At 69.3% G+C, this 22,982-nt stretch carries 19 protein-coding genes and 1 riboswitch; of the genes, 7 read left to right on the forward strand and 12 right to left on the reverse strand.

Features of this window, described 5'->3' with window-relative positions:
- Positions 1–68: 68 nt before the first annotated feature.
- Together DMB86_RS06335 and alr are read right to left on the reverse strand one after the other, a co-directional pair.
- Positions 69–1,712, reverse strand: coding sequence for a PucR family transcriptional regulator (locus DMB86_RS06335; protein WP_113717040.1), 1,644 nt, complete (start codon positions 1,710–1,712; stop codon positions 69–71).
- Positions 1,702–2,877 (reverse strand): alanine racemase, encoded by a 1,176-nt coding sequence (gene alr, locus DMB86_RS06340; RefSeq protein ID WP_227878627.1) that lies wholly within the window; start codon positions 2,875–2,877, stop codon positions 1,702–1,704. The genes DMB86_RS06335 and alr overlap by 11 nt, the downstream gene beginning before the upstream one ends.
- Positions 2,878–3,097: 220 nt before the next feature.
- Here alr and DMB86_RS06345 point away from each other — a divergent pair, with 220 nt between their 5' ends.
- Positions 3,098–4,591, forward strand: a complete 1,494-nt coding sequence (locus DMB86_RS06345; RefSeq protein ID WP_227878715.1) for an amino acid permease — start codon at positions 3,098–3,100, stop codon at positions 4,589–4,591.
- Between the two features lie 3 nt (positions 4,592–4,594).
- Positions 4,595–6,244, forward strand: coding sequence for a flavin monoamine oxidase family protein (locus tag DMB86_RS06350; protein WP_227878628.1), 1,650 nt, complete (start codon positions 4,595–4,597; stop codon positions 6,242–6,244).
- A 139-nt stretch (positions 6,245–6,383) separates the two neighbouring features.
- Here the strand turns inward: DMB86_RS06350 and DMB86_RS06355 are convergent, their stop codons facing one another.
- The 8 genes from DMB86_RS06355 to purU form a co-directional block, all read right to left on the reverse strand.
- The gene (locus DMB86_RS06355) at positions 6,384–7,439 is read right to left on the reverse strand and encodes a DUF2891 family protein (protein ID WP_227878629.1); all 1,056 of its coding nucleotides are present in this window, start codon (positions 7,437–7,439) and stop codon (positions 6,384–6,386) included.
- A 44-nt stretch (positions 7,440–7,483) separates the two neighbouring features.
- Complete coding sequence (locus DMB86_RS06360) at positions 7,484–8,455, reverse strand: DUF979 domain-containing protein (RefSeq protein WP_113717042.1); 972 nt, start codon at positions 8,453–8,455, stop codon at positions 7,484–7,486.
- Positions 8,452–9,174: a DUF969 domain-containing protein gene (locus DMB86_RS06365; RefSeq protein ID WP_113717043.1), complete on the reverse strand. Its 723-nt coding sequence runs from the start codon at positions 9,172–9,174 to the stop codon at positions 8,452–8,454. Before DMB86_RS06365 ends, DMB86_RS06360 begins: the two co-directional genes overlap by 4 nt.
- 289 nt (positions 9,175–9,463) lie before the next feature.
- Positions 9,464–10,138, reverse strand: coding sequence for a GntR family transcriptional regulator (locus DMB86_RS06370; RefSeq protein WP_113717044.1), 675 nt, complete (start codon positions 10,136–10,138; stop codon positions 9,464–9,466).
- A 44-nt stretch (positions 10,139–10,182) separates the two neighbouring features.
- Positions 10,183–12,012, reverse strand: coding sequence for an acetyl/propionyl/methylcrotonyl-CoA carboxylase subunit alpha (locus tag DMB86_RS06375; protein WP_113717045.1), 1,830 nt, complete (start codon positions 12,010–12,012; stop codon positions 10,183–10,185).
- Positions 12,009–13,790, reverse strand: a complete 1,782-nt coding sequence (locus DMB86_RS06380) for a 5-oxoprolinase subunit B/C family protein (protein ID WP_335645032.1) — start codon at positions 13,788–13,790, stop codon at positions 12,009–12,011. The genes DMB86_RS06375 and DMB86_RS06380 overlap by 4 nt, the downstream gene beginning before the upstream one ends.
- Complete coding sequence (locus tag DMB86_RS06385; protein ID WP_113717046.1) at positions 13,787–14,545, reverse strand: LamB/YcsF family protein; 759 nt, start codon at positions 14,543–14,545, stop codon at positions 13,787–13,789. The genes DMB86_RS06380 and DMB86_RS06385 overlap by 4 nt, the downstream gene beginning before the upstream one ends.
- A gap of 682 nt (positions 14,546–15,227) precedes the next feature.
- The gene (purU, locus tag DMB86_RS06395) at positions 15,228–16,103 is read right to left on the reverse strand and encodes a formyltetrahydrofolate deformylase (RefSeq protein WP_113717048.1); all 876 of its coding nucleotides are present in this window, start codon (positions 16,101–16,103) and stop codon (positions 15,228–15,230) included.
- Positions 16,104–16,143: 40 nt separating this feature from the next.
- Positions 16,144–16,233, forward strand: a riboswitch (ZMP/ZTP riboswitch).
- A gap of 198 nt (positions 16,234–16,431) precedes the next feature.
- Between purU and glyA the strand changes: the two genes are divergently transcribed.
- Positions 16,432–17,718 carry a serine hydroxymethyltransferase gene (gene glyA, locus DMB86_RS06400; protein ID WP_113717049.1) on the forward strand — a complete coding sequence of 429 codons (1,287 nt, stop codon included), beginning with the start codon at positions 16,432–16,434 and terminating at the stop codon, positions 17,716–17,718.
- 23 nt (positions 17,719–17,741) lie between these two features.
- The gene (locus DMB86_RS06405) at positions 17,742–18,644 is read left to right on the forward strand and encodes a bifunctional methylenetetrahydrofolate dehydrogenase/methenyltetrahydrofolate cyclohydrolase (protein WP_113717050.1); all 903 of its coding nucleotides are present in this window, start codon (positions 17,742–17,744) and stop codon (positions 18,642–18,644) included.
- A 139-nt stretch (positions 18,645–18,783) separates the two neighbouring features.
- Here the strand turns inward: DMB86_RS06405 and DMB86_RS06410 are convergent, their stop codons facing one another.
- Both DMB86_RS06410 and DMB86_RS06415 read right to left on the reverse strand, forming a co-directional pair.
- On the reverse strand, positions 18,784–19,095 hold the full coding sequence (locus DMB86_RS06410; RefSeq protein ID WP_113717051.1) for a protealysin inhibitor emfourin: 312 nt from the start codon (positions 19,093–19,095) through the stop codon (positions 18,784–18,786).
- The gene (locus tag DMB86_RS06415) at positions 19,092–20,171 is read right to left on the reverse strand and encodes a M4 family metallopeptidase (RefSeq protein WP_113717052.1); all 1,080 of its coding nucleotides are present in this window, start codon (positions 20,169–20,171) and stop codon (positions 19,092–19,094) included. The genes DMB86_RS06410 and DMB86_RS06415 overlap by 4 nt, the downstream gene beginning before the upstream one ends.
- 298 nt (positions 20,172–20,469) lie before the next feature.
- Between DMB86_RS06415 and DMB86_RS06420 the strand changes: the two genes are divergently transcribed.
- From DMB86_RS06420 to trpS, 3 genes are read left to right on the forward strand one after another with little or no spacing between them, the layout of a single operon-like run.
- Positions 20,470–21,057 (forward strand): hypothetical protein, encoded by a 588-nt coding sequence (locus tag DMB86_RS06420; protein ID WP_113717053.1) that lies wholly within the window; start codon positions 20,470–20,472, stop codon positions 21,055–21,057.
- 42 nt (positions 21,058–21,099) lie between these two features.
- Complete coding sequence (locus DMB86_RS06425) at positions 21,100–21,936, forward strand: exodeoxyribonuclease III (protein WP_113717054.1); 837 nt, start codon at positions 21,100–21,102, stop codon at positions 21,934–21,936.
- Between the two features lie 16 nt (positions 21,937–21,952).
- Positions 21,953–22,981 carry a tryptophan--tRNA ligase gene (gene trpS / locus DMB86_RS06430; RefSeq protein WP_113717055.1) on the forward strand — a complete coding sequence of 343 codons (1,029 nt, stop codon included), beginning with the start codon at positions 21,953–21,955 and terminating at the stop codon, positions 22,979–22,981.
- Position 22,982: the final 1 nt, after the last annotated feature.

Below are 22,982 nucleotides of genomic sequence, written 5' to 3' on the forward strand. Positions count from 1 at the left end.
GCGTGCGGGCGTGGGCCCGGCCGAGGCCCGGGCCCACGCCCGCAGGGTTCCCCGGCCGAGGAACGAGGTTAGGGGGCGGGTGGGGAGTATTGCAGGGCGATCAACAGGTCGGCGCGGGTCTGGGCGTCATTGGGGTCGCGCGCCAGCAGCTCGAAGGCCGTGCCGATGTGCCGGCGGACGCTGTTGCGGTGCAGCGCCAGTGCCTTGGCCGTGGCGTCCCAGCTGCCGTTGCGGGCCAGCCAGGCGCGCAGCACCTCCACCAACACGTCCCGGCGTTCGGGCTCCAGCTCCAGCAGCGGCCCCAGGACCTGCCCGGCCAGCATGGTGCCGGCCTCGCGCCCCAGCAGGCCGGTCACGGTCCAGGTCACCGAGTCGACGCGCAGCGTCTGCGCGGTGGACCGGGCCCGGGCGCGCAGCGACCCCGCCCGCTGGTAGGCGGCCGGAAGGTCGTTGGGCTCCACGGGATCGCCGATCACCAGCCGCCAGCCCAGCCGCTCCGCCTCTGCCACTGCCGCCTCGTCCACCTTCAGCCGGGTCACGGCGGCGAAGCCGTACTCCGTGATCTCCACCAGCTTGGTGTCGAAGATCCGCCGCCACTGCAGCAGCTCGCGCACGGGGCTGTCGGTGGTCCTCCACTGCGGCGCGTCCACGTTGACTCCCTGCACCACGCGCATGGGCGCCGAGCGCGTCGACGACAGGCTCTGCGCCATGAGGTCCTTGGCCGCTGTAACCTGACGGGAGGTACCGCCGGAGAGCGTCTCCGGGTGCAGCAGCAGGGCGGTGGCCAGCTGGCTCGGGGCCAGGGAGCCGCTGGTGCGCTGCCGCGAGAGCAGTTCGAGCAGCCCGACGGCGGCCGAAACAATGTTGTTGTGCGCCGGCGCCAGCCGCTCGGCCGAGCCGATCACCAGCGCGCCCAGGTTGACGTCGCGGGTGCTGCGCAGGGGGTGCCCCACCACGCATTCGGAGCCCGGCACCGGGTAGCTGTCCACCTCCACGCGGGGCCCCGACCCCTGGAACAGCCGCTCCAGCAGCGGCCCCAGCACGGCGACGTCGGCCGGGTTGGCCCCGGCGCGCGACCTGACTTTCCCGTCGGCCCCCACCAGCACGGCCCAGCACGGGACCCGCTGCACCAGTGTGCCCAGGACCTCGTGGTCGGGGCGCGGCGACAGCACGGCGCGCATGAGCAGGCGGTTGGTCTCCGCCAGGCTGCGGAACACCTTGGCGGAGTCGGATTCGAGCAGCTGCGCAAACTGCAGGCCGATCGCGGCGAACGGGACCGACGGCGGCACCTCCACGAGCGTGATCCCGTGCCGCCGGCAGGACGCCACCAGCGCCGCCGGCACCTCGTCGTGGTATGGGGTCAGGCCAAAGCCCACGGCGCACACGCGCGCCCCGGCCAGCCGCGCCACGTACGCCTCAATCGCGTCCGCGGTGCCGCCGTCGGCCATCAGGGGGAGCCCGGCGGTGAGGACAAACTCCCCGTCCATCAGGTACGGGGTGGGATCCTCGAGCTCGCTGGGCTCCACCCAGCGCAGGCGCGCGTCCAAGTCCCCCACGTGGCGGATCAGCAGCTCGGAGGGCAGGTCGGCCAGGAACTGCCCGAGCGTGACGGAGCGGAAGCGGGACTCGACTTCCTCGTCGGAGAGCGGCAGGGCGCGCACACGGCCGGCGGTGCCTCCAAGAGTGCTGCCGCCGCCTGCGCTAGCGGCCATGGGTGTACACCCGCTGCAGCCTCGGGGCGATCCGGTTGATGATCTCGTCGCCGTGGCTGTTGATGGCCGAGCCCCAGTCGTCGGCGCTCGCCGCCCCGGCGGCCGGGTCGCCGAACAGCAGGGCCGGGTCGCCCACGCGGACCGAGGTTTCGTGACCCAGGTCCACCATGAACTGGTCCATGCAGACCTTGCCGATCACCGGCACCCGGCGCCCGCCCACCATGACGATGCGCGAGCCGGAGATGCCCTTGGGGATGCCGTCCGCGTAGCCGAGCGGGATCAGGCCCAGGTAGCGGGACTCGTGCGTGATGGCGCGGTGCTCGTAGCTGACGCCGGTGCCGGCCGGGACGTGCTTGACCAGCACCACCGGCGCCGTGACGGAGAGGGCCGGGCGCAGACCGTGGTCGGCCGGGTCGATGTGATCGGCGGGGGAGAGGCCGTAGATGGCGAGCCCGGCGCGGACCATGTCGAAGTGGAACCCGGGACGGGCCAGGATGTTCGCGGAACTGGAGACGTGGCGCAGCGTGGGAGCCAGCCCGGCGTCGTGCGCCTCCCTGACGGCCTGCTCGAAGTCGGCGACGGCGGCTGTGTTGGCCGGGTGGGCGGGCACGTCGGCCCAGGCCAGGTGCGTCCACACGCCGCGGACGACCACGTGCCCGGCCAGCTCCGCCGCGCGGGCCGCCGCGACGAGCGCCGTCCAGTCCTCGTGCCGGGCGCCGCCACGGCTCAGGCCGCTGTCCAGCTCCAGGTGGATGAAGGCGGTGCGGCCCAGGGCGCGTGCCGTGCCGGCCACCACGTCCAGCTGGGCGGGGCTGCCCAGCGAGATGTCAATGTCATGTTCCACCGCCTCGGCGATGGCCCCGCCCGCATTGGTGGCCAGGTAGAGCCACGCGAGGATGGGCGCGGTGATGCCGCTGCGGCGCAGGGCCAGGGCCTCGGACAGCTGGGCCGTGCCGAGCCAGTCGGCGCCCGCGGCCAGCGCGGTGCGGGCCGTCTCCAGCAGGCCGTGGCCGTAGGCGTTACCCTTGACCACGGCCATGAAGTGCGGCGCCCGGGAACGCTCCCGGAGGACGGCCACATTGTGGGCGATGGCCTCCAGGTCCACGCTGACGGTGCCGGTGGTGAAGCCGGAAGCATCAACGGCCGGTAGTGCATTTTGTCTCATGAGAAGAGAGTACAGGATGATTTGCACATTTTGAGACGTGTGTCACAGCCCTATTGTTGAGTCAGGGGGACGCACCGCCTGCACCCGCAGGACCCGAGAAGAATTGGATTGAGGAATGACACTAAGTGATCAGCGCGCCCCGCGGTCAAAGGCGACCGCCGGCGGAACTGACGGCGCACCCCAAGGCCGGGGACCCGCCGTCGGACTTGGCACCCAGCTCATGCGCCGCAAGCCGCTGGGCCAGATGCTCCACGAGGCCGGCAACGGCACCGACGGCCGGAAGCTGGTGCGCAGCTTTGGCGTGCTGCAACTGACCATGATCAGCGTGGGCGCTACCCTGGGCACCGGCATCCTGGTGATCCTGGGCGACTCCGTGCCGCTGGCCGGGCCCGCCGTCTTCATCTCCTTCCTCATTGCCGGCATCGCCGCCCTGCTTTCCGCCGTCTCCTACGCCGAGATGGCCGGCATGGTCCCGGTTTCCGGCTCCAGCTACTCGTACACCTACGCCACCCTGGGCGAGGGCATGGCCTGGATCTGCGGCTGGTGCCTGGTGCTGGAATACGCGGTGTCCGTGGCCGCCGTGGCCGTGGGCGCCGGGCAGTACATCAACGAATCCGTGGCAGGCTTCGGCTGGGCGCTGCCGGACTTCATCTCCCAGCCCCCGGGCTCCGGCGGCTTCCTCAACCTGCCCGCCATGGCCATTGTGCTTCTGGCCATGTTCCTGCTGGTGCGCGGCGCCAAGGAAAGCGCCTGGATCAACACCGTCATCGTGTTTGTCAAGATCCTCATCCTGCTGTTCTTCTGCGCCATCGCGTTCACCGCCTTCCACGCCGGGAACTTCAGCCCGCTGATGCCCATGGGCGCCGCCGGCGTTTCGGCGGCCGCGTCGCGCGTGTTCTTCTCCTACATCGGCTTCGACGCAGCCTCCACCGCCGGCGAGGAAGCGAAAAACCCGCAGCGCGACCTCCCCCGGGCCATCATGCTCTCCATGCTCATCGTCACCTCGCTGTACGTGCTGGTGGCCGTGGCAGCCGTCGGCGCCCGCCAGTGGACCTGGTTTGCCGGCACGCAGGCCGCCCTGGTCCAGATCCTGCTGGAAATCACGCACCAGCCGTGGATGGGCCTGGTGTTCTCCGTGGGCGCCGTGCTCGCCATCGCCTCCATCGTCCTGACGGTGCTCTACGGCCAGACCCGCATCCTGATGTCCATGTCCCGCGACGGCCTGGTGCCGAAGATCTTCGGCCGCATCTCCGAAAAGCGCGGCACGCCGGTGGCCGGCACGCTGATCGTGGGCATCGCCGTCGCACTGACCGCCGGACTTATCCCGCTGGGCGCGCTCGCCGACGCCACCAGCATCGGCACGCTCTTCGCCTTCGCCCTGGTCAACGTCGCCGTGATCTACCTGCGCCGCAACCGCCCCGACCTCAAGCGCACCTACAGGGTGGCGTTCTACCCGGCGACCCCCATCCTCGGCTCCCTCATGTGCCTCTACCTGATGGTCAACCTCGGCGGCATCACCTGGGTCGTGTTTGTCGCCTGGATGCTGATGGGACTGCTGGCCTACTTTGGCTACGGCCGCCGCCACTCCCGCGTCGCCGCCCTCACCGAGGCCGAGTACCGGGAGCTGTCCGCCCGCTCGCTTGAGACCATTGACATGTTCGACGCCGCGTCCCCGGCCCCGGCAGCCGGCTCACCCGACACGAAGGCCCCGTAGCCAATGACCGACGCAATCACGATGCTGAACCCGGACTTCCCGTTCAGCTACGACCTCTACCTGGCGCACCCGGCCGGCCTGGGCAGCGTGCCCGCCTCGGCCCACGGCACGGAGGTTGCCGTCATCGGCGGCGGCCTCTCCGGGCTGGTCACCGCCTACGAGCTCATGAAAATGGGGCTCAGGCCCGTCGTCTTTGAGGCGGACCAGCTCGGCGGTCGGCTGCGCACGGCCAGCTTCCCGGGCGCCCCGGACGTCACGGCGGACCTGGGCGGCATGCGCTTCCCGGTCTCGGGCCGGGCGTTCTACCACTACGTGGACCTGCTGGGGCTGTCCACGGACGCGTTCCCGAACCCGCTCGCCGAGTCCACCTCCAGCACTGTCATTGAACTGGCGGGGGAGCGGCACTACGCCACCACCGAGGCGGAACTGCCAGAGTTCTTCCGAGAGGTGGCCGCCGCCTGGAAGGCTGCCGTGAACGACGGCGCCGCGTTCTCGGCCATGCAGGAGGCCATCCGCGCCCGGGACACCAGGCGCATCAAGGAGCTGTGGAACGCCCTGGTGCCGGAGCTGGACGAGGAGACGTTCTACGGCTTTATCGCCGGCTCCGCCGCGTTCAAAAAGGCCGGCTTCGGCCACCGGGAGGCGTTTGGCCAGGTGGGCTTTGGCACCGGCGGCTGGGACACCGACTTCCCCAACTCCATCCTGGAAATCCTGCGCGTGGTCTACACCGACGCGGACGACGGCCACCGGAGCATTTCCGGCGGCGCGCAGAGGCTCCCCGAGGCACTGTGGCGGGACGCGCCGTCGGGCATGGAATTCTGGCCGGACGGCACCTCGCTGAGCTCGCTGCACGCGGGCTCCCCGCGCGGCGCCGTGGCGAAGATTGCGCGCGCCGGCGACGGATCGATCGAGATCACCGAGCGCTGGGGGCGTGTGCACCGCTTCGCGGCCGTGGTCAGCACCTGCCAGTCGTGGCTGCTGTCCACGCGCATCAACACGGAGGAAGCGCTGTTCGCGCCGCCCATGTGGACGGCCATTGAGCGGTCGCACTACATGCAGTCGTCCAAGACGTTTGTCATGGTGGACCGGCCCTTCTGGAAGGACATCGACCCCGCGACGGGCCGCGAAACCATGTCCATGACGCTGACGGACCGGCTCAACCGCGCCACCTATCTGCTGGACAACGGCCCGGACAAGCCGGCCGTCATCCTGCTCTCCTACACCTGGAACGACGACGCGCTGAAGTGGCTGGCGCTCACCGCCGAGGAACGCGTGGAGCTGATGCTGCATTCGCTGGCCCAGATCTACCCGGGAGTGGACATCGCCTCCCACATTGTGGGCGCGCCGATCACCGTCTCGTGGGAGGCGGAGCCCAACTTCATGGGCGCCTTCAAGGCGAACCTGCCCGGGCACTACCGCTACCAGCAGCGCCTGTTCACGCACTTTGCCCAGGACGCGCTGCCTGAATCGCAGCGGGGCATCTTCCTGGCCGGCGACGACGTTTCCTGGACGGCCGGCTGGGCCGACGGCGCCGTCACCACCGCGCTGAACGCAGTCTGGGGCGTGGTGCGCCACCTGGGCGGCACCTCGGCGCCTGGCAACCCGGGGCCGGGCGAACTCCTCGACGAGTACGGCCCCGTGTCGCTGGACTGACGCGGCGGTCCGGCGCACTCCCGCCCCACCCCGTCGAGATTCGAGATCACCACCAGTCGGCAGGTTGAGGTTGGAGATAACCACGCCTCTGCGCTGTCCAAACGGTGGTTATCTCCAACCTCAGCGTGGCAGGGCGCTGTTATCCCAAGTCGCGGGTGGCGGCGGAGGCGAGGGCGTCCCAGGCGAAGCTGGCCAGCCAGTGGCTGGACATGAATTCCTGGGTCTGCACCGACACCAAGCCCTTCTCGAGCAGCGGCGGCACGGCCGCCTCCACCACAGCGGCGATCGGCCCGGCGTCCACGGATTCCGCGCGGCGGAGGGCCTGGCCAATCCGGATGAGCTGCCCGGCCCGGGTCAGGTTCAGCCCGTTGAGGTGCGCCAGGTAGCCGTCCGACTCGTCAGTGACCGTGTAGGGGGCGAGTATCCGCGCGTCCGGGGCCAGCTCCGGCAGGAAGGCGGCGAACCAGGACGCTAAGGCCTCCGGACCGAGCACGCGTGCCATGAGGTCGGCCTCGCTGAGTCCGGCCGAGAGGAAATCCTGGCCGCTCATTTCCCACCCGCCCGGCCAGCCGGCGTCGTGCTTGAACCAGCGCAGGCACGCAAGCTCGCACAACGCCGCGGCCTTTTCCCGGCCCAGCGAACGGAAGGCGTCGAGCATGAGCGCCAGGCCAAAGGCGGTGTTGGTGTGCAGGCCGTGGCGGACGGGAAATTCGGCCTTGGCCGTCCAGTCGGCCACGAGCCCTGCCACAATGTCCACGAGAGGGTCCAGTGCTGCGCCCCATTCCCGGATCTGCCCGTCCTCCGAGGCGGCGGCACTCGCGGCGAGGCGTACCAGCCAGGCCCAGCCGTAGGGCCGCTCCCAGCTCGGGTTGGCGAGCAGGTAGGCGCCCTCGGCGGCGAGGTTTTTCGGAGTCAGGTTGGCGGCGAGGGCGGCGCGCAGCCGGTCGTCGGTGCCGGCGTCGAGCCCGTGGCCGAGCAGTGTCACGCCCAGCCAGCTCATGTGCACGCACGAATGCCAGTCAAAGGACGTGTAAAACGCCGGATGCAGCTCCTGCGGGCTGGGCCTGTCGGCAGGGGATGTCTCCACATGGTGGGACGCGTACGGGTACGGCCGGGACAGGTTGTCGAGGACAATGCCGGCGTAGGGGTTGGCCAGCGCGTCCATGCGATCGGCGGCGGGCAATGTCGTGGTCATGGGGTTTCCTCAGGTGGTGATCTCGAGCCTCGGGGGGTGGGGGTCTAATGGAAGGCCAGGAAGTACATCAGGGCGATGTTGGCACACAGCAGCGGCACGGCGGTGGCCACTTGGGCCGTGATGACGCCGTACTTGTTCTTCATTTCCAGCAGCGCGGACGGCACCAGGTTGAAGTTCGCCGCCATGGGCGTGCAGAGCGTGCCGCAGAAGCCGGCCAGCATGCCGATGGCAAAGACGATGGCCGGGTTGCCGTGGAAGCCCTGCACCAGCACGGGCCAGCCGATGGCCGCCGTCATGATGGGAAATGCCGCAAAGCCGTTGCCCATGAGCACCGTGAAGATGAACATGCCCACGCAGTACACCACGACGGCGGCAATGAGGGAGCCGCTGGGCAGCACGCCCTTGGCGAGGGTTCCGACGGCGGTGCCCACGCCGGCCTGCGTGAACAGGATGCCCAGGGTGGAAAGCATCTGGGGCAGCAGGGCGGCCCAGCCGATGGTCTCCAGGATGCGCCGGCCCTCAAACACCGGGGCCAGCTTGTTCCTCGGGCGCAGGATGGCGACGCCGACGACGGCGGCCGCGATGGCGCCGATTCCCAAGGCCACCAGCGTGGTGTGGGTCGGATCGATGAGGGGCCTGGAGCCGATCTTGAGCACGGGGGCCAGGAGCACGATGATGACGGTCACAACGGGCAGGGTCAGCGCCGGGATGAAGAGCTTGTTGCCGAACCTTCCTGCGTAGACGGTGCGTTGTTCCTCCGTGGTGGTCGTGGACCGCCCGTCGCCGAGCAGGCCGGTGCTGGCCAGGGCCACGAGCACCAGGACGGCGATGCCCAGCACCCAGGCCGGGGCGGTCTTCGCCTCGACAGCCGTGCCGTAAAAGAAGCACAGACCAAGCAGGCCCCAGAAGGACGAGCTGCCCCAGCGCCGCGGGTGGTTCGCGTCGCGGGCGATCAAGAAGGCCCAGGCAACAAAAAGCAGGCCAATGAGCCAGTAGATGGATTCGACGTCGATCATGCCTGCCCTCCTGCGGGTGCTGCGTGTGTGGTTTCTTCGTCTGCACGCGCCTCCTGGACGGCCTTGTCCAGCTGGCGGTCAAGGCGCAGCAGGCGGAAGCCATGGATCAGAAAGGCGCAGATGGCGGTGGGAATGGCCCACACGGCCAGCTGCAGCGGTTCCAGGTGGAGCCCGTACGTGGTGTCGACAAAGGTGGTGATCAGCAGGATGGAGCCGACGGCCACGAAGACGTCTTCACCAAAGAAAACCCCGACGTTGTCCGCCGCGGCGCTGTGGCCCTTGATCCTTTCCCGCACCTTGTCCGGAACGGTGCCGTAGCGGCGCAGCGCCGCGCCCTCGGCCATCGGGAAGACGAGAGGGCGGACGGTCTGGGCGTGCCCGCCGATGCTGGTCAAGCCCAGGGCGGCCGTGATCTGGCGGACCACGAGGTATCCCAGGAGCACCCGGCCGGTGGTCAGGCGGGCAAGCTTGGCGATGAGGGCCTTGGCCTGTTCCTGGAGCCCGAACCGCTCGATGAGGCCGATGACGGGCAGCACGACGACGAAGATGGTGACCGATCGGCTGCTGGAAAATCCGGAGCCGAATGCGTTGAGGATCTCCAGCGGGGACATTCCGCCCAGCAGCGCTGTGACTATGCCGGAGATCGTGACCACCAGGAGGGGGTTGAGGCGGATGGCAAAGCCAACGATCACCAACAGGACCCCGATGAGTACAAGCATGATTGTCCGTTCCTGCCGCGGCCCGCCGGGCCGCGATTACGGTTGTAGTTGTTCGGGCCAGGTCGCGGCCCCGAGCCGATCAGGCGGCCCGCCAAAAGATGGCGCCGATCACTGTGAACTACATCATATGCTTTTGTTCAACAATCCCGCAAGTGTTTGTTCAACAATCTTGCCGAACGGGGCGCCGGGGAGCGTCCTGGTGTGCGCACGCGCCGGTGCGGACACCGCCCTGGGCAGTGTTGTGCGCGGCGCACGTGCCCTCCGGGACGCGGAACGGCACGTTTCGGGGCTACCGCGCGACGGCGAACTGGGCCAGCAGCTCCGCCTCCGCCGCATCAAGGTAGCTGCGCAGCCGTTCGGCGGCCTCCGCCCGCCTTCCGGCCGCCAGCAGCTCCAGCAGCTCGGCGTTCAGCTCAACATAGTGGCTGTGGAAGTCCGGCGCGTTGCTCATGGCATGGAAGACCAGCCGCATCTGTGCCAGGACGCGGGACATCATCTCCAGCAGGCCGGTGCTCCCGGTGCCCAGGATCAGGGCCTCGTGGAAGCGCTGGTTGGCGGCGGCCATCTCGGGCACGGAGCCGCGCTTCAGGGCGTCGCGGGCCTCGGCGACCACCGAACGCAGCACGTCCAGGTCCGGGCCGGGGCCCCAGAGTGCTGCGGCCGGCTCCAGGATCCGGCGCACCCGGTAGATTTCCTGGATTTCCTCATGTCCGGGGGAGGCCACGAAGACGCCGCGGTTGGGGATGCGGGTGACGATCAGCTCGCCGTCCAGCACGGTGAACGCCTCGCGCAGCGTATTGCGGGAGACGCCCAGCGTTTCTGAAAGGGATTGTTCGGAGAGCTTGGTGCCGGGCACCAGGCGGCCCTCCGCGATGCGGCTGCGCAGCACCGACGCCACCCACGCGCCCGTATGGGCGTGGGTGGCGGTGGGGGGCAGGTCGCCGAGGGCGGCATTCATGGGCATGGGTCCAATCTATCCAACGCGCGGGCCACGCCGGCGCACGTTTCCTATTCGATGCGGCACACCGGCTCGCCGCGCACCAGCCCGTCGCCCGGCGCGTGCCCGCCGCGGACGACTGTTCCCGCGCGGTGGGCCGTGACGGTGGATTCCATTTTCATGGCCTCGACGACGGCGACGGGGTCCCCGGCGGACACTGGCGCGCCGTCGCCGGCCACCCACTTAACGAGCTTGCCGTTCATGGGGGCCGCGAGCACGGCGGGGTCCGCCCCGACGCCAGCCGCGCCGCCGGCCGCGCCGCCGGCCGCGTGCGTGCCGTCCGGGCCGGCAGGAACGGAACCGCCGGCCGCGTGCGTGCCGTCCGGGCCGCCGTCGTCCCCGGGAGTCCCAAAATTTCCGCGGTTCCCGCTGCGGAGGGCGGCCAGCAGCTGCCCGGGAAGGCCGATCCGCAGGGCCTTGCCGTCGACGTCAATGGTCAGCTCCTCGCGGCGGGCGTCGGGCTCGGCGCGGGCGATCTGGTCCGAGGCGGCCAGGGTGGCGGCGAACTCGGACTCGATCCAGGTGGTGTGCACGCCAAAATGGTCGTCTGCGGTGAAGTCCGGGTCGCGGACCACGGCGCGGTGGAACGGCAGGACGGTGGGCAGCCCGGCGATGACCATTTCATCCAGCGCCACCCGGGCGCGGCGGAGCGCCTGGGCGCGGTCCGCCCCGTGCACGATGAGCTTGGCCAGGAGGGAGTCGTAGTCGCCGGGCACCGTGGAACCGCTGCGGACGCCGGTATCGACGCGGATGCCGGAACCGGTGGGCGGTTCAAAGGCCGAGACGGTGCCCGGGCCGGGCAGGAACCCGCGCGCGGGGTCCTCGGCGTTGAGCCGGAACTCAAACGCATGACCCACCGGCTGCGGGTCCTCCGTGAAGCGCAGGGCCTCTCCGTCTGCGATGCGGAACTGCTCGACCACCAGGTCCACGCCCGTGGTTTCCTCGGTGATGGGGTGCTCCACCTGCAGCCGGGTGTTGACCTCCAGAAAGGAAACGGTGCCGTCGTCGGCCACCAGGTATTCCACGGTGCCGGCACCCTGATACCCGGCCTCCCGGCAGATGGCCTTGGCGGACGCGTGGATGCTGGCCCGTTGCGCGCCGCCAAGGAACGGGGCGGGCGCCTCCTCGACGAGCTTTTGGTGCCGGCGCTGCAGCGAGCAGTCGCGCGTGCCGACCACCACCACGTTCCCGTGCCGGTCCGCCAGCACCTGGGCCTCCACGTGGCGGGGGCGGTCCAGGAACCGTTCCACGAAGCATTCGCCGCGGCCAAAGGCGACGGTTGCCTCGCGGACGGCCGATTCAAAGGCGTCGTCAATGTCCTCCAGGGTCCGCGCGATCTTGAGCCCGCGCCCGCCCCCGCCAAATGCCGCCTTGATGGCGACCGGCAGGCCGAACGTGGCCGCGAAGGCGCGCACCTCGGCACCGGAACCGACAGGTCCGTCGCTGCCGGGCACCAGCGGGGCACCGGCACGGACGGCAATTTCGCGGGCCGTGACCTTGTTGCCCAGGTCCCGGATGGCCTGCGGCGGCGGCCCGATCCACGTCAGCCCGGCATCGAGGGCGGCCTGCGCGAAGTCGGCGTTTTCGGACAGGAAGCCGTAGCCGGGGTGGACGGCGTCGGCCCCGGACCGGTGGGCAATGTCAATGATCTTGGGGATGTTCAGGTAGGTGTCCGCCCCGGAGCTGCCACCCAGTGCGTAGGCCTCGCCGGCCCGGCGCACGTGCAGCGCGTCGGCGTCGGGATCGGAATACACGGCGACGGACTCGAGCCCGGCGTCTGCGCAGGCGCGGGCCACGCGCACGGCGATCTCGCCGCGGTTGGCGATGAGTACTTTTTTCATGGGCGGGTTCCTTGGCGGCTCGGGGTGGCTGTGGCGGGGTCTGTCAGGGCGAACCGCACGCGGGTTCCCGGCGGGAGCTGGGCGGCGGCGGCGAGGTCCTCGGGGACGACGGCGGCGATCACCGGGTAGCCGCCCGTGACGGGGTGGTCGGCCAAAAACAGGACGGGCAGCCCGGAAGGCGGCACCTGCAGGGCGCCCCAGACCACGCCTTCGCTGGCGAGCTCGCCGTCGCGGATCCGCGGCACGGGCGTGCCGCCGTCGTCCAGTTCCAGGCGGATGCCGATCCGGTTCGACGCCGCGCCCACCCGCCAGTCCTGACCTGTCAGGGCCGCCATTCCCGTCGCGCCAAACCAGTCGTCGCGGGGTCCGGCCGTGATGCGCAGCGTTGCGGTTCCGGAGGCGGGAAGGGGCCGCAGCGTGGCGGGCTCCGGGGAGCCGACCACGTGCGCGCCGTGGATGGGCCCCACCGGGAGGTGGCTGCCGGCGGCCAGAGGCGCCGGACCGATCCCGGACATGAGGTCGGTTGACCGGCTGCCCATGACGGTCTCCGCGGCCACGCCGCCGCGCACGCCGACGTAGCAGCGCAGCCCCTCCGTGACAGCGCCCAGCGTGAGGGTTTCGCCGGCCAGCAGCGCAAACGGCGCGTCCTGCGCCGGACGGCGCTCGCCGCGGTCCGGATCCGACGGCGTGATGCGCAGCCGGGTCCGGGCGCCCGTGACGGCAAGCACCTGGTCCGACCCCGCGGTCAGGACCAGGGAACCCATGAGGTTTTCGACGACGGCGTCCCCCGCCTGGTTGCCGACCAGCCGGTTGGCCTGCCGTGCCGCGGAAGGGTCGACGGCGCCCGCCGCGGACACGCCCAGGTCGCCCAGGCCGGGCCGGCCCAGGTCCTGGATGAGCGACTGCATGCCGGCGGCGACCACGAGCAGGCCGCCGGTGTTTTGGGCAGTGGGCGCGGCGGCGTGGGCGGCCGCCCCGGCGTGCTCCGTGGCTTGCCGAGGGGTTTCGCCGCCCGTGGCGGCCGGCGCGGTGGTGGGTTGCGCGCCGGGGAGGGTGCCGGCGTCGTGCGTCACCGTGCCTGGCCGGCCGGGCTGCAGGCTCAGGGAGGGGCGGGCCGGGACAAAGCGGACCCGGTCCCGGGGGCGGATGAGGGCGGGGTCGCTGCGTTCCAGGGACCACAGGACGGCGTCCGTGTGCCCGATCAGCTGCCAGCCGCCAGGGGATTGGCGCGGGTAGACGGCGGAGTAGTCCCCGGCCAGCGCGACGGCGCCGGACGGGACACAGGTGCGCGGGGTGTTGCGGCGCGGCACGTGCAGGGCGGGGGTTTCGCCCAGCAGGTACGCGAACCCGGGGGCGAATCCGCCAAAGGCGGCCCGCCAGGTCTGGCTGGTGTGCGCCGCGACCACGCCCTCGGGGCTCAGTCCGGTGAGGACGGCAACCTCGGCGAGGTCGGCGCCGTCGTAGTGCACGTCGATCTCCACCAGCTTGCCCGTCCCGGCCGGGGCCGTGCCGAGGTCGAGGGACTTGATGACGGCGGGGGCGGCGTGCGCCGCGTTGGGGGAGTCGAACTTGACGAGCACGGTGGCGGCGGCGGACAGGACGTCCAGCTGGCCGGGCAGGGGGGATTCGGCCAGCCGCGCCGCCAGGGCCAGCACGGCCTGGAGGCTGGAGAGCTCAACCAGGAGGGCGCGGGTGCCGGCAGGGTGGATGGCCGTGACGCTGTGGGAAGCGGAGGGGCCCACGGCGGTACTCATCTTTGCGTTCACCTCCGTGGTCACGCGAAGGCCTTGATCTGCACGCCGGCCTGCTCCAGTGCGGCCCGGACCGCGGCGGCCATGGCCACGGCCCCGGCGGTGTCGCCGTGGACGCAGATGCTCTCGGCCGGCATGGGGATGACGCTGCCGTCGACGGCGGTGACGGTTCCTTCCATGGCCAGGCGGACCATGTTGGCCGCGACCCGGGCGGGGTCATGGAGCACGGCGTTTGCCTCGCGGCGGGAGACAAGGGTGCCCTCCGGCGTGTAGTTGCGGTCCGCGAAGGCCTCCGCCACGGCGCGCAGCCCGGCGGATTCGGCCCTGGCCAGGGCGACGGAGCCGGGGAGCAGCAGGAGGGGAAGGTCCGTGCCAAACGCCTTGACGGCGTCGACCACGGCCTGCGCGTGCTTTTCGTGGTGGACGATCGTGTTGTACAGCGCGCCGTGGGGCTTGACGTACCTGATGGAGGCCCCGGCCGCGCCGGCCAGTGCGGAGAGCGCGCCCAGCTGGTAGAGGACGTCGTCGGCCAGCTCGGTGGGGGAGCAGTCCAGGAAGCGGCGGCCGAAGCCTGCCAGGTCCCGATACCCCACGTGCGCGCCGATTGTGACCCCGGCGGCGGCGGCGTCCCGGCACGTCCGGGCGATGGTGCTCGGGTCCCCGGCGTGGAATCCGCAGGCGACGTTGGCGCTGGAGACGGAGGTGAAAATGGCCGCGTCGTCGCCCATGGTCCAGTTTCCGAACGACTCCCCGACGTCGGAATTGAGGTCGATGTAAGGCATTTGTGATCCCCGTCTCGTGATGTGGTTCTCTAAGAATGCCTTAAATGCGTAGATTGTTCAACAATTTACGTGTGGGGGGCGAAACGGGGGCTGTTAGGCGCTGTAAGGCGAGGGTGGTGGGGCAGGGCCTGGCCGGGGCGGGGGTGGCGGGGTCGCAGGGTCGGCTGAGTGTCGCCGCGCGCATGCGCAGTGCCGGGCCCCGGGGCTCCGCATCAATCGACGCGGGACAGGCGTGCTTCTATGTATCTTTCGGGGCAACCGGCTGTTTCGTGTCACGCTCCTGCATGTCCAGCCCATGCAGGAACGAGATGGCACTTTCGAAAGCTGAATTGGCGCCTTCAAGTTCCCGGACACGGGCCTGGAGCCGTGCGACTTCGGAGCGGTGTCCAGCGGTTTCCCTGGCGCGCCCTTGCTCAGGCGCGGACCGTTCGCGGTTCGTGGAGGTCATGCTCCGTGATGCCGTGCAATGAAGTTCAGGGCGAGTCCGCCCGCCAATGCCGGCCTGCGTGGTGCCCGCCTGCGCATAAACTCCAGTCGTTCCTTGATGCGCAACTTGAGCCTGCCAGCCCTGTGTAGAGCCGTGGAAACCTTGAAGCGGCGCGTGGTTGGAGCCCAACGGGGCGCCACTTCTCAAGTGGCGCACCGTTGGGCCCCAACGGGGCGCAGGTGTCAGGGAAGGACGTCAGTCGAAGACGACCGTCCGGTGGCCGTCCAGGAGGACGCGGTGCTCGGCGTGCCACTGCACGGCCTGGGCCAGGGTGCGGGCCTCGACTGCCCGGCCCATCGAGACGAACTTCTCCACGGAGTGGCCGTGGACCACCCGGATCACTTCCTGCTCGATGATGGGCCCCTCGTCCAGGGCGGCCGTGACGTAATGGGCGGTTGCCCCGATGATCTTCACGCCGCGGGCATGGGCCTGGTGGTACGGCTTGGCGCCCTTGAAGGACGGCAGGAACGAGTGGTGGATGTTGATGGCCCGCCCCTCGAGGTGGCGACAGAGGTCGTCGGAGAGGACCTGCATGTAGCGGGCCAGCACCACCAGCTCCACCTCGTGTTCGGCCACCAGCTCCAGCAGCGCCGCCTCCGCTGCGGCCTTGGTATCCGGCGTGACGGGGATGTAATAATACGGGATGCCGTAGAACTCGGCCAGCGGCTGCAGGTCCCGGTGGTTGGAGACGATGGCGGGGATTTCAATGGGCAGTGTCCCCGAACGCTGCAGGAACAGCAGGTCGTTGATGCAGTGCGCGGCCTTAGAGGCAAGGATCAGCGTGCGCACCGGCGCACCGGCGCGGTGCAGCTGCCAGGTGAGCCGGAACTGGCCGGCCACCTCGTCAAGGTGCTCGCGGAGGCGACTGAACGACGTCGCGGTTTCCACGGCGACCCGCATGAAGAAGGTGCCGGTGTCCGGGTTCCCGTACTGCTGGGAGTCGGTGATGTTGCAGCCGGCCGACAGCAGGGATCCGGAGACGGCGTGGACAATGCCGGGCTGGTCGGCGCAGGAGAGCGTCAGCACAAAACCGTGGGGGGCGGGCGCGGCGGGGGAGGTCGGTTCAGTCACCCGCCCAACGTTACCGTCCCGCCCAAGCCCTGTACTACAGTTAAAGTGCTGCGACTGGCGATGAGGTGGGCCACCACCGGGGAGCAGCACGAGCTTTGGACCCTTGGGATCGTACGCCTGGGACGCGGGGTCACAACTGCCACCAAACTGATTTGGCGGTGGACGTGCCGAGCCTGCAGCAAAACACCATTGAAGAAGCACAGTCGTGCTTTAATGGCTGGAGCCCCGCGGGGCCGCTTCACACAGGAAAGCAGCCTGCGGGCACGGGCGTTCACCGGATAATCTGGCTAAGAAGAGATTTTTCGTGCCACCATCCAGGAGTCCTGAAGTGTCTATTTCCACCACACAGTCCGTGACCAACGTCCCGCTCGCCGAGCTGGACCCTGAAATCGCCGCCGTCCTGAAGGACGAGCTCGGCCGCCAGCGCGACACGCTGGAAATGATCGCCTCCGAAAACTTCGCACCCCGCGCCGTGCTTGAGGCCCAGGGCTCGGTGCTGACCAACAAGTACGCCGAAGGCTACCCTGGACGCCGCTACTACGGCGGCTGCGAATACGTCGACGTGGCCGAAAACCTGGCCATCCAGCGCGTGAAGGACCTGTTCGGCGCGGAGTACGCCAACGTCCAGCCGCACTCCGGCGCCCAGGCCAACGCCGCCGCGCTCGCCGCCATGATCACCCCGGGCGAGAAGATCCTCGGCCTGTCCCTGGCCCACGGCGGCCACCTGACCCACGGCATGAAGCTGAACTTCTCCGGCAAGCTCTACCAGGTAGCCGCCTATCAGGTGGAGCAAGAAACCTTCCGCATCGACATGGACAAGCTGCGCGAGCAGGCCATCGCGGAGAAGCCCCAGGTCATCATCGCCGGCTGGTCCGCGTATCCGCGCCACCTGGACTTTGAGGCCTTCCGGTCCATTGCCGACGAGGTGGGCGCACTGCTCTGGACCGACATGGCCCACTTCGCCGGGCTCGTGGCAGCCGGCCTGCACCCGAGCCCGGTGCCGCATTCCGACGTCGTCACCTCCACGGTGCACAAGACGCTGGCGGGGCCGCGCTCCGGCGTGATCCTGGCCAAGCAGGAATGGGCCAAGAAGCTCAACTCGGCCGTGTTCCCCGGACAGCAGGGCGGCCCGCTCATGCACGTCATTGCCGCCAAGGCCGTGGCCTTCAAGGTTGCCGCGGGCGAGGAATTCAAGGAGCGGCAGCAGCGCGTACTCGAGGGGGCAAAGATCATCGCGGACCGCCTGAACGCCGCTGACGTGGCCGAGTCCGGCGTGTCCGTGCTGACCGGCGGCACCGACGTCCACCTGGTGCTCGTGGACCTGCGCAACTCGCAGCTGGACGGCCAGCAGGCCGAGGACCTCCTGCACAGCGCTGGCATCACGGTCAACCGCAACGCCGTCCCGTTCGACCCCCGCCCCCCGATGATCACCTCCGGACTGCGCATCGGCACTCCGGCCCTGGCCACCCGCGGCTTCGGCGCCACGGAGTTCACCGAGGTCGCCGACATCATCGCGGAGGCACTGAAGGGCAATGCCGACGTCGACGCCCTGGCCTCCCGCGTGAAGAAGCTTACCGCCGATTTCCCGCTGTACCCCGGCCAGGAAGAATGGTAAACCGGGTGCCCGCGGCAAGTCCCATGCCAAAAACCGAAGCAAAAACCGAGCAAAAAACCGCGCAAATCCTGGACGGCAAGGCCACCGCAGCGGCCATCAAGGCCGAGCTGAAGGAGCGGGTCGCCGCGCTTACGGCACGGGGCATCACGCCTGGCCTGGGCACCATCCTCGTGGGCGGGGACCCCGGCTCGAAGTGGTACGTGGCCGGCAAGCACAAGGACTGCGCCGAGGTGGGCATTAACTCCATCCGCATCGACCTGCCGGACACCGCCACGCAGGAGGAGGTGCTCGGCGCCGTCCGCCAGCTCAACGCGGACCCCGCCTGCACCGGCTACATCGTCCAGCTGCCGCTGCCCGCGCACATTGAGCAGGACGTGGTCCTGGAGGCCATCGACCCCGCCAAGGACGCCGACGGCCTGCACCCGATGAACCTGGGCCGGCTGGTGGCCAACGTCAACCGGCCCATGACCTCCCCGCTGCCGTGCACGCCCAAGGGCTGCGTTGAGCTGCTGCTGCGCCACGGGATCGAGTTGAACGGCAAACGGGTCCTGGTGGTGGGCCGCGGCGTCACGATCGGCCGGCCCGTGGGCCTGCTACTCACCCGCCGGGACATCAACGCGACCGTCACGCTGGCCCACACCGGCACGGTGGACCTGGCGGCGGAACTGCGCCGGGCCGACGTCGTCATCGCCGCCGCCGGACAGCCGCACATGATCAAGGCCGCGGACCTGCTGCCGGGCGCCATTGTGCTCGACGTCGGTGTCTCCCGAGTCGACGACGGCAACGGCAAGGCCGTGGTCACCGGCGACGTGGAACCGGCCGCTTACGGCGTCGCCTCATGGATCTCGCCGAACCCCGGCGGCGTGGGCCCCATGACCCGCGCCATGCTGCTGGAGAACGTGGTGGAGGCCGCCGAGCGCGCCTGACCCGTGGCGCGGCTTCCGGCGGTTGGGCGTGTCGAAGCCCCCGGTTGGGCGTCTCGAAGCCCCCCGTGATTGAGCCCCGTCGAAACCTAGGTCTCGACGGGGCTCGACCACCGGGCCTCGCCGGGCCCGACCACCAGTCTTACTGTTCGATTGTTTCGACCCGTTCGGGACGCTGGTCCACCCACGCCAGGAGGAGCCGGACGCCTTCGGGCAGGTTTGCATCCGTGTAGTGGACGCTGACGGGCGCACCGGCATCCTCCAGGGAGATTTCGTAGAGCTGGGCGTCGGGCCACCGGCTCGAAGGCGGGGGGACGGGCTGTTCGCGGAGGCCGGCGCGGTCAATCTCCCAGGCAAAGGTCTCCGCGTCGGGTTTCTGCAACGAGCTGGCGTCAAGTTCGGTTTGGGCCACCATCCCCGCAAGGCCGCCGCCCCTGCGGATTGTCAGCTTCATGAAAGAACCCCGACCTCCTTCCAGGCCTGGTGGACGGCGTCCTGCTCCGTAGAGCTGAAAAGGGTGCCGGCGACGTCGACGGTGGCCCGGGCGGCCTCGTCGAATTCCGAGTTGGGGCGCAGCCGGGTGGTCAGCACCGTGTACCAGATCTTTCCCGCCTTTTCCCAGGCGAAACCGCCGATCGCGGTGGCCGCCAGGTAAAACGCGCGGTTGGGGATGCCCGAATTGATGTGCACCCCGCCATTGTCGTTTCGGGGATCGTTGTTGTCGGGCAGGTCCACATAGTCGTCCATGGTTCCAGGCTGTCGGTCCCCGGAATAGGCGGTCCCCGGGTGGCTCATCGAACGCAGTGCCGTGCCGAGCCCCGGTACCAGAATGCCCCCTCCGATCAGCCAGTCGGCGTCGGCCGCGGACTGCTGCAGGCTGTACTGCTTGACGAGCGAACCGAAGACGTCGGAAAAGGATTCATTCAGCGCGCCCGACTGCTTGCTGTAGATGAGTCCCGCGGTGAGTTCGGTGATGCCGTGCGTCAGTTCGTGGCCTATGACATCCACGGCCCTGGTCAGTCCGCCGACCTGGAAGATCCGGCCACTGCCGTCACCGTAAACCATCTGGACGCCGTCCCAGAACGCGTTGTCGAACGCAACGCCGTAGTGGACGGAGGAGACCAGTTCCAGCCCGGCCCCGTCCAGGGAGTTGCGCGCGAACACGTCGCGGTAAAATTCGTACGTGGCGCTGCTTCCGTCGTACGCCTGGTTGACTGCCTCGTCTGCCACCGGGGGCTGCCCCCAGTCCCGGGCCCGGACCCCCGGCAGGAACGTCCTGCCGTTGGTCTGGTTGTCGTAGACGGTCAGCCGCCGGTCCGGCGTGACAGCGAAGCCGACCAATTGCCCAATGTTCACACTGAGCTGACGGTTGATCCGGCCCATCACGGCGCGCTGCGAGCGGATGCCGGCCGAGGTGGCCAAGGCGCGGACGGCGGCCTCGCGCTGTGCGGGGTCCCCCTCGACGGCCAGCCGCCCCAGCAGGTCCGGCGGCGCAATGCTGCACCGCATCCGGCCATGGTTCGTTGTCATGAACTTGTCCCTTCCCGAGGTCAGCCAGATTCCATCATGATGCCCCCCATGGGCGCCCGCGGCAAGGCCTCTCCGGCCGACCCTCCTGCAGTTCCGGGGCAAAAATCGCCAACGCTCCATCAGTTGCGGGGCCAAAATGGCTAACGCTCCCGCAATCGATATTGGGGCGTTCTCCCTCCAACCCCCGGATCTGCAGGAGCGTCGAAAGGGGCGGGACGTTCGCCGGTGGTGGAAGCGGGCGGCGCCGCGGGCCGCCATTTGAGAGAATGGAGTCATGACTCTCCCAGGACCTGCCAAAATGACCAAACCCAGCAAGTTCACGGGCCTCGGCACGGTCGTGCTGGCCCTCGTCTTCCTCGTGGCAATGGTCTTCGCCGCGAACAACAGCACCGTCCTGGGCTGGGTCATAGCGGTCATCGCTTTTGGCTGGCTGGTCCTCTCCACCCTTGTCTACATCGGCGTCCACAAGGCCGCCGCGTTTGGCGCACGCCAGGTCAAGCTGGCACAGGCCGAGATGGCCCAGCGTAACAGCGCCCATGCCCCGGCCGACGGCGGCACCCGCCTCGTGTCCGACGACGCCGGATCCCGCCAGGCGGCCAAGGCGCGGGAACTGAAGCTGGACCACTCCTTCAAGATCATCAGCGTCCAGATCGGCGTGGTCAATGACTACCTGGGCAAGGACGACGCCATGGTCGCCCGCGCCCTGGAAACCATCGACATCACCGCCCGCAACGGCCGCGGCCTCGTCAACCCGGACTGGGAGTCCCAGGAGGCGAAAATGGACGCCGCCATGGAGAGGAAGAACGCCGCACGCGCCGCCGAAACCCGGCCCGGCACCCAGGGGCCCGACGACGACCAGCCCGTGTCCGGCGTCGTGCTTGACTGACGCGGCCGGCACAGGGAAACGGGTAAGGTGGATCAGGTGAGCATGGCAACCAAAAACGGTCACTTGAGGATCGCAAGCGTCAACGTCAACGGCCTCCGCGCCGCGTACAAGAACGGCATGGCCGACTGGCTGGCAACGCGCGACGTCGACATCCTGTGCCTGCAGGAGGTCCGCGCGCCGGATGCCATCGTCGAGGGCTTCCTCGGTGCCGACTGGCACCTGCTGCACGCCGAAGCCGAGGCCAAGGGCCGCGCCGGCGTGCTGATCGCCACCCGCAAGGACTCGCTGGAACCCACCGCCACGAGGGTGGGGATCGGCGAAGACTACTTCGCCACTACGGGGCGCTGGGTCGAGGCCGACTACGCCTTCACGGACACCGCCGGGAAGGAAACCACCCTGACGGTGGTCAGCGCCTACGTCCACTCCGGCGAGGCCGACACCCCGAAGCAGGTGGACAAGTACCGCTTTCTGGACGCCATGATCAGCCGGCTGCCCCAGCTGGCCGCCGCGAGCGAGCACGCGCTGGTGGTGGGCGACCTCAACGTGGGCCACACCCCCCTGGACATCAAGAACTGGAAGGGCAACGTCAAGCGCGCCGGCTTCCTGCCCGCCGAACGCGCCTACTTTGACCGGTTCTTCGGCGAGGAGATCGGCTGGAAGGACGTGGCGCGGGAGCTGGCCGGCGACGTGGAGGGGCCGTACACCTGGTGGTCCAACCGCGGGCAGGCCTTCACCAACGACACCGGTTGGCGGATCGACTACCACATGGCCACCCCGGGGCTGGCTGCCCGGGCGCAGCATGCCGTGGTGGACCGTGCGGAATCGTACGAGTCCCGCTTCTCAGACCACGCACCCCTGGTCGTCGACTACAAGTTCTAAAGGATTTTTCGCATCCATGACTGAAACCGTTTCCCGGCCCCGCGTCCTGTCCGGCATGCAGCCCTCCGGGGACTCCCTGCACCTGGGCAACTACCTCGGCGCCCTCGTGAACTGGGTGAAGACCCAGCACGACTACCAGACGCTGTTCTTCATCCCGGACATGCACGCCATCACCGTTACGCAGGATCCGACGGAACTTCGCGAGCGCACCCGCAAGACGGCCGCCCAGTATATTGCCGGGGGCATCGACGTGGAGAAGTCCACCCTGTTCGTGCAGTCGCACGTGCCCGAGCACGCGCAGCTGGCCTGGGTGCTCAACTGCATCACCGGGTTCGGCGAGGCGTCGCGCATGACGCAGTTCAAGGACAAGACAGCCAAGGGCGGACAGGAAATGGCCAGCGTCGGCCTGTTCACCTACCCCGTGCTGATGGCCGCGGACATCCTGCTCTACCGGCCGCAGGGCGTCCCCGTGGGCGACGACCAGCGCCAGCACGTGGAACTCGCCCGCGACCTCGCCAAGCGGTTCAACCACCGCTACGGCGACACCTTCACCATCCCGGAGGCCTTCATCCAGAAGGAGGGCGCGCGCATCTACGACCTGCAAAATCCGACGGCGAAGATGTCCAAGTCCGCCTCCGGCCCCAACGGGTTGATCAACCTGCTGGACGATCCCAAGGTGACGGCCAAGCGCATCAAATCCGCCGTGACCGACGCCGACACCGTCATTGCGCACGACCGCGAGACCAAGCCGGGCGTGAGCAACCTGCTGGAAATCCTGTCCACCCTGACGGACACGCCCATCCCGGCGCTCGTGGCCGGCTACGAGGGCAAGATGTACGGGCACCTCAAGGCGGACGTGGCCGACGCCGTCGTGGCACGGATCGAACCGATCCGCGCCCGCACCCTGGAACTGCTGGACGACCCCGCCGAACTGGACCGGCTGCTGGCCCACGGCGCCGCGAAGGCCCGGGAGATCGCCGCCGTGACACTCGCCGAGGTCTACCGCAGGGTGGGCTTCCTGCCACCGCTCGGGACGGTTGCATAGC

The sequence above is a fragment of the Arthrobacter dokdonellae genome (assembly GCF_003268655.1).
GTDB lineage: Bacteria > Actinomycetota > Actinomycetes > Actinomycetales > Micrococcaceae > Specibacter > Specibacter dokdonellae.

Bases quoted from the DNA above. Each gene is read 5' to 3' on its own strand.
- alr (WP_227878627.1), bottom strand. From the start codon at position 2,877: ATGAGACAAAATGCACTACCGGCCGTTGATGCTTCCGGCTTCACCACC.
- DMB86_RS06355 (WP_227878629.1), bottom strand. From the start codon at position 7,439: ATGACCACGACATTGCCCGCCGCCGATCGCATGGACGCGCTGGCCAAC.
- DMB86_RS06345 (WP_227878715.1), top strand. From the start codon at position 3,098: ATGCGCCGCAAGCCGCTGGGCCAGATGCTCCACGAGGCCGGCAACGGC.
- DMB86_RS06415 (WP_113717052.1), bottom strand. From the start codon at position 20,171: ATGACAACGAACCATGGCCGGATGCGGTGCAGCATTGCGCCGCCGGAC.
- DMB86_RS06350 (WP_227878628.1), top strand. From the start codon at position 4,595: ATGACCGACGCAATCACGATGCTGAACCCGGACTTCCCGTTCAGCTAC.
- DMB86_RS06375 (WP_113717045.1), bottom strand. From the start codon at position 12,012: ATGAAAAAAGTACTCATCGCCAACCGCGGCGAGATCGCCGTGCGCGTG.
- DMB86_RS06420 (WP_113717053.1), top strand. From the start codon at position 20,470: ATGACCAAACCCAGCAAGTTCACGGGCCTCGGCACGGTCGTGCTGGCC.
- trpS (WP_113717055.1), top strand. From the start codon at position 21,953: ATGACTGAAACCGTTTCCCGGCCCCGCGTCCTGTCCGGCATGCAGCCC.
- DMB86_RS06360 (WP_113717042.1), bottom strand. From the start codon at position 8,455: ATGATCGACGTCGAATCCATCTACTGGCTCATTGGCCTGCTTTTTGTT.
- DMB86_RS06405 (WP_113717050.1), top strand. From the start codon at position 17,742: ATGCCAAAAACCGAAGCAAAAACCGAGCAAAAAACCGCGCAAATCCTG.
- DMB86_RS06425 (WP_113717054.1), top strand. From the start codon at position 21,100: ATGGCAACCAAAAACGGTCACTTGAGGATCGCAAGCGTCAACGTCAAC.
- DMB86_RS06335 (WP_113717040.1), bottom strand. From the start codon at position 1,712: ATGGCCGCTAGCGCAGGCGGCGGCAGCACTCTTGGAGGCACCGCCGGC.
- DMB86_RS06365 (WP_113717043.1), bottom strand. From the start codon at position 9,174: ATGCTTGTACTCATCGGGGTCCTGTTGGTGATCGTTGGCTTTGCCATC.
- DMB86_RS06410 (WP_113717051.1), bottom strand. From the start codon at position 19,095: ATGAAGCTGACAATCCGCAGGGGCGGCGGCCTTGCGGGGATGGTGGCC.
- DMB86_RS06385 (WP_113717046.1), bottom strand. From the start codon at position 14,545: ATGCCTTACATCGACCTCAATTCCGACGTCGGGGAGTCGTTCGGAAAC.
- DMB86_RS06370 (WP_113717044.1), bottom strand. From the start codon at position 10,138: ATGCCCATGAATGCCGCCCTCGGCGACCTGCCCCCCACCGCCACCCAC.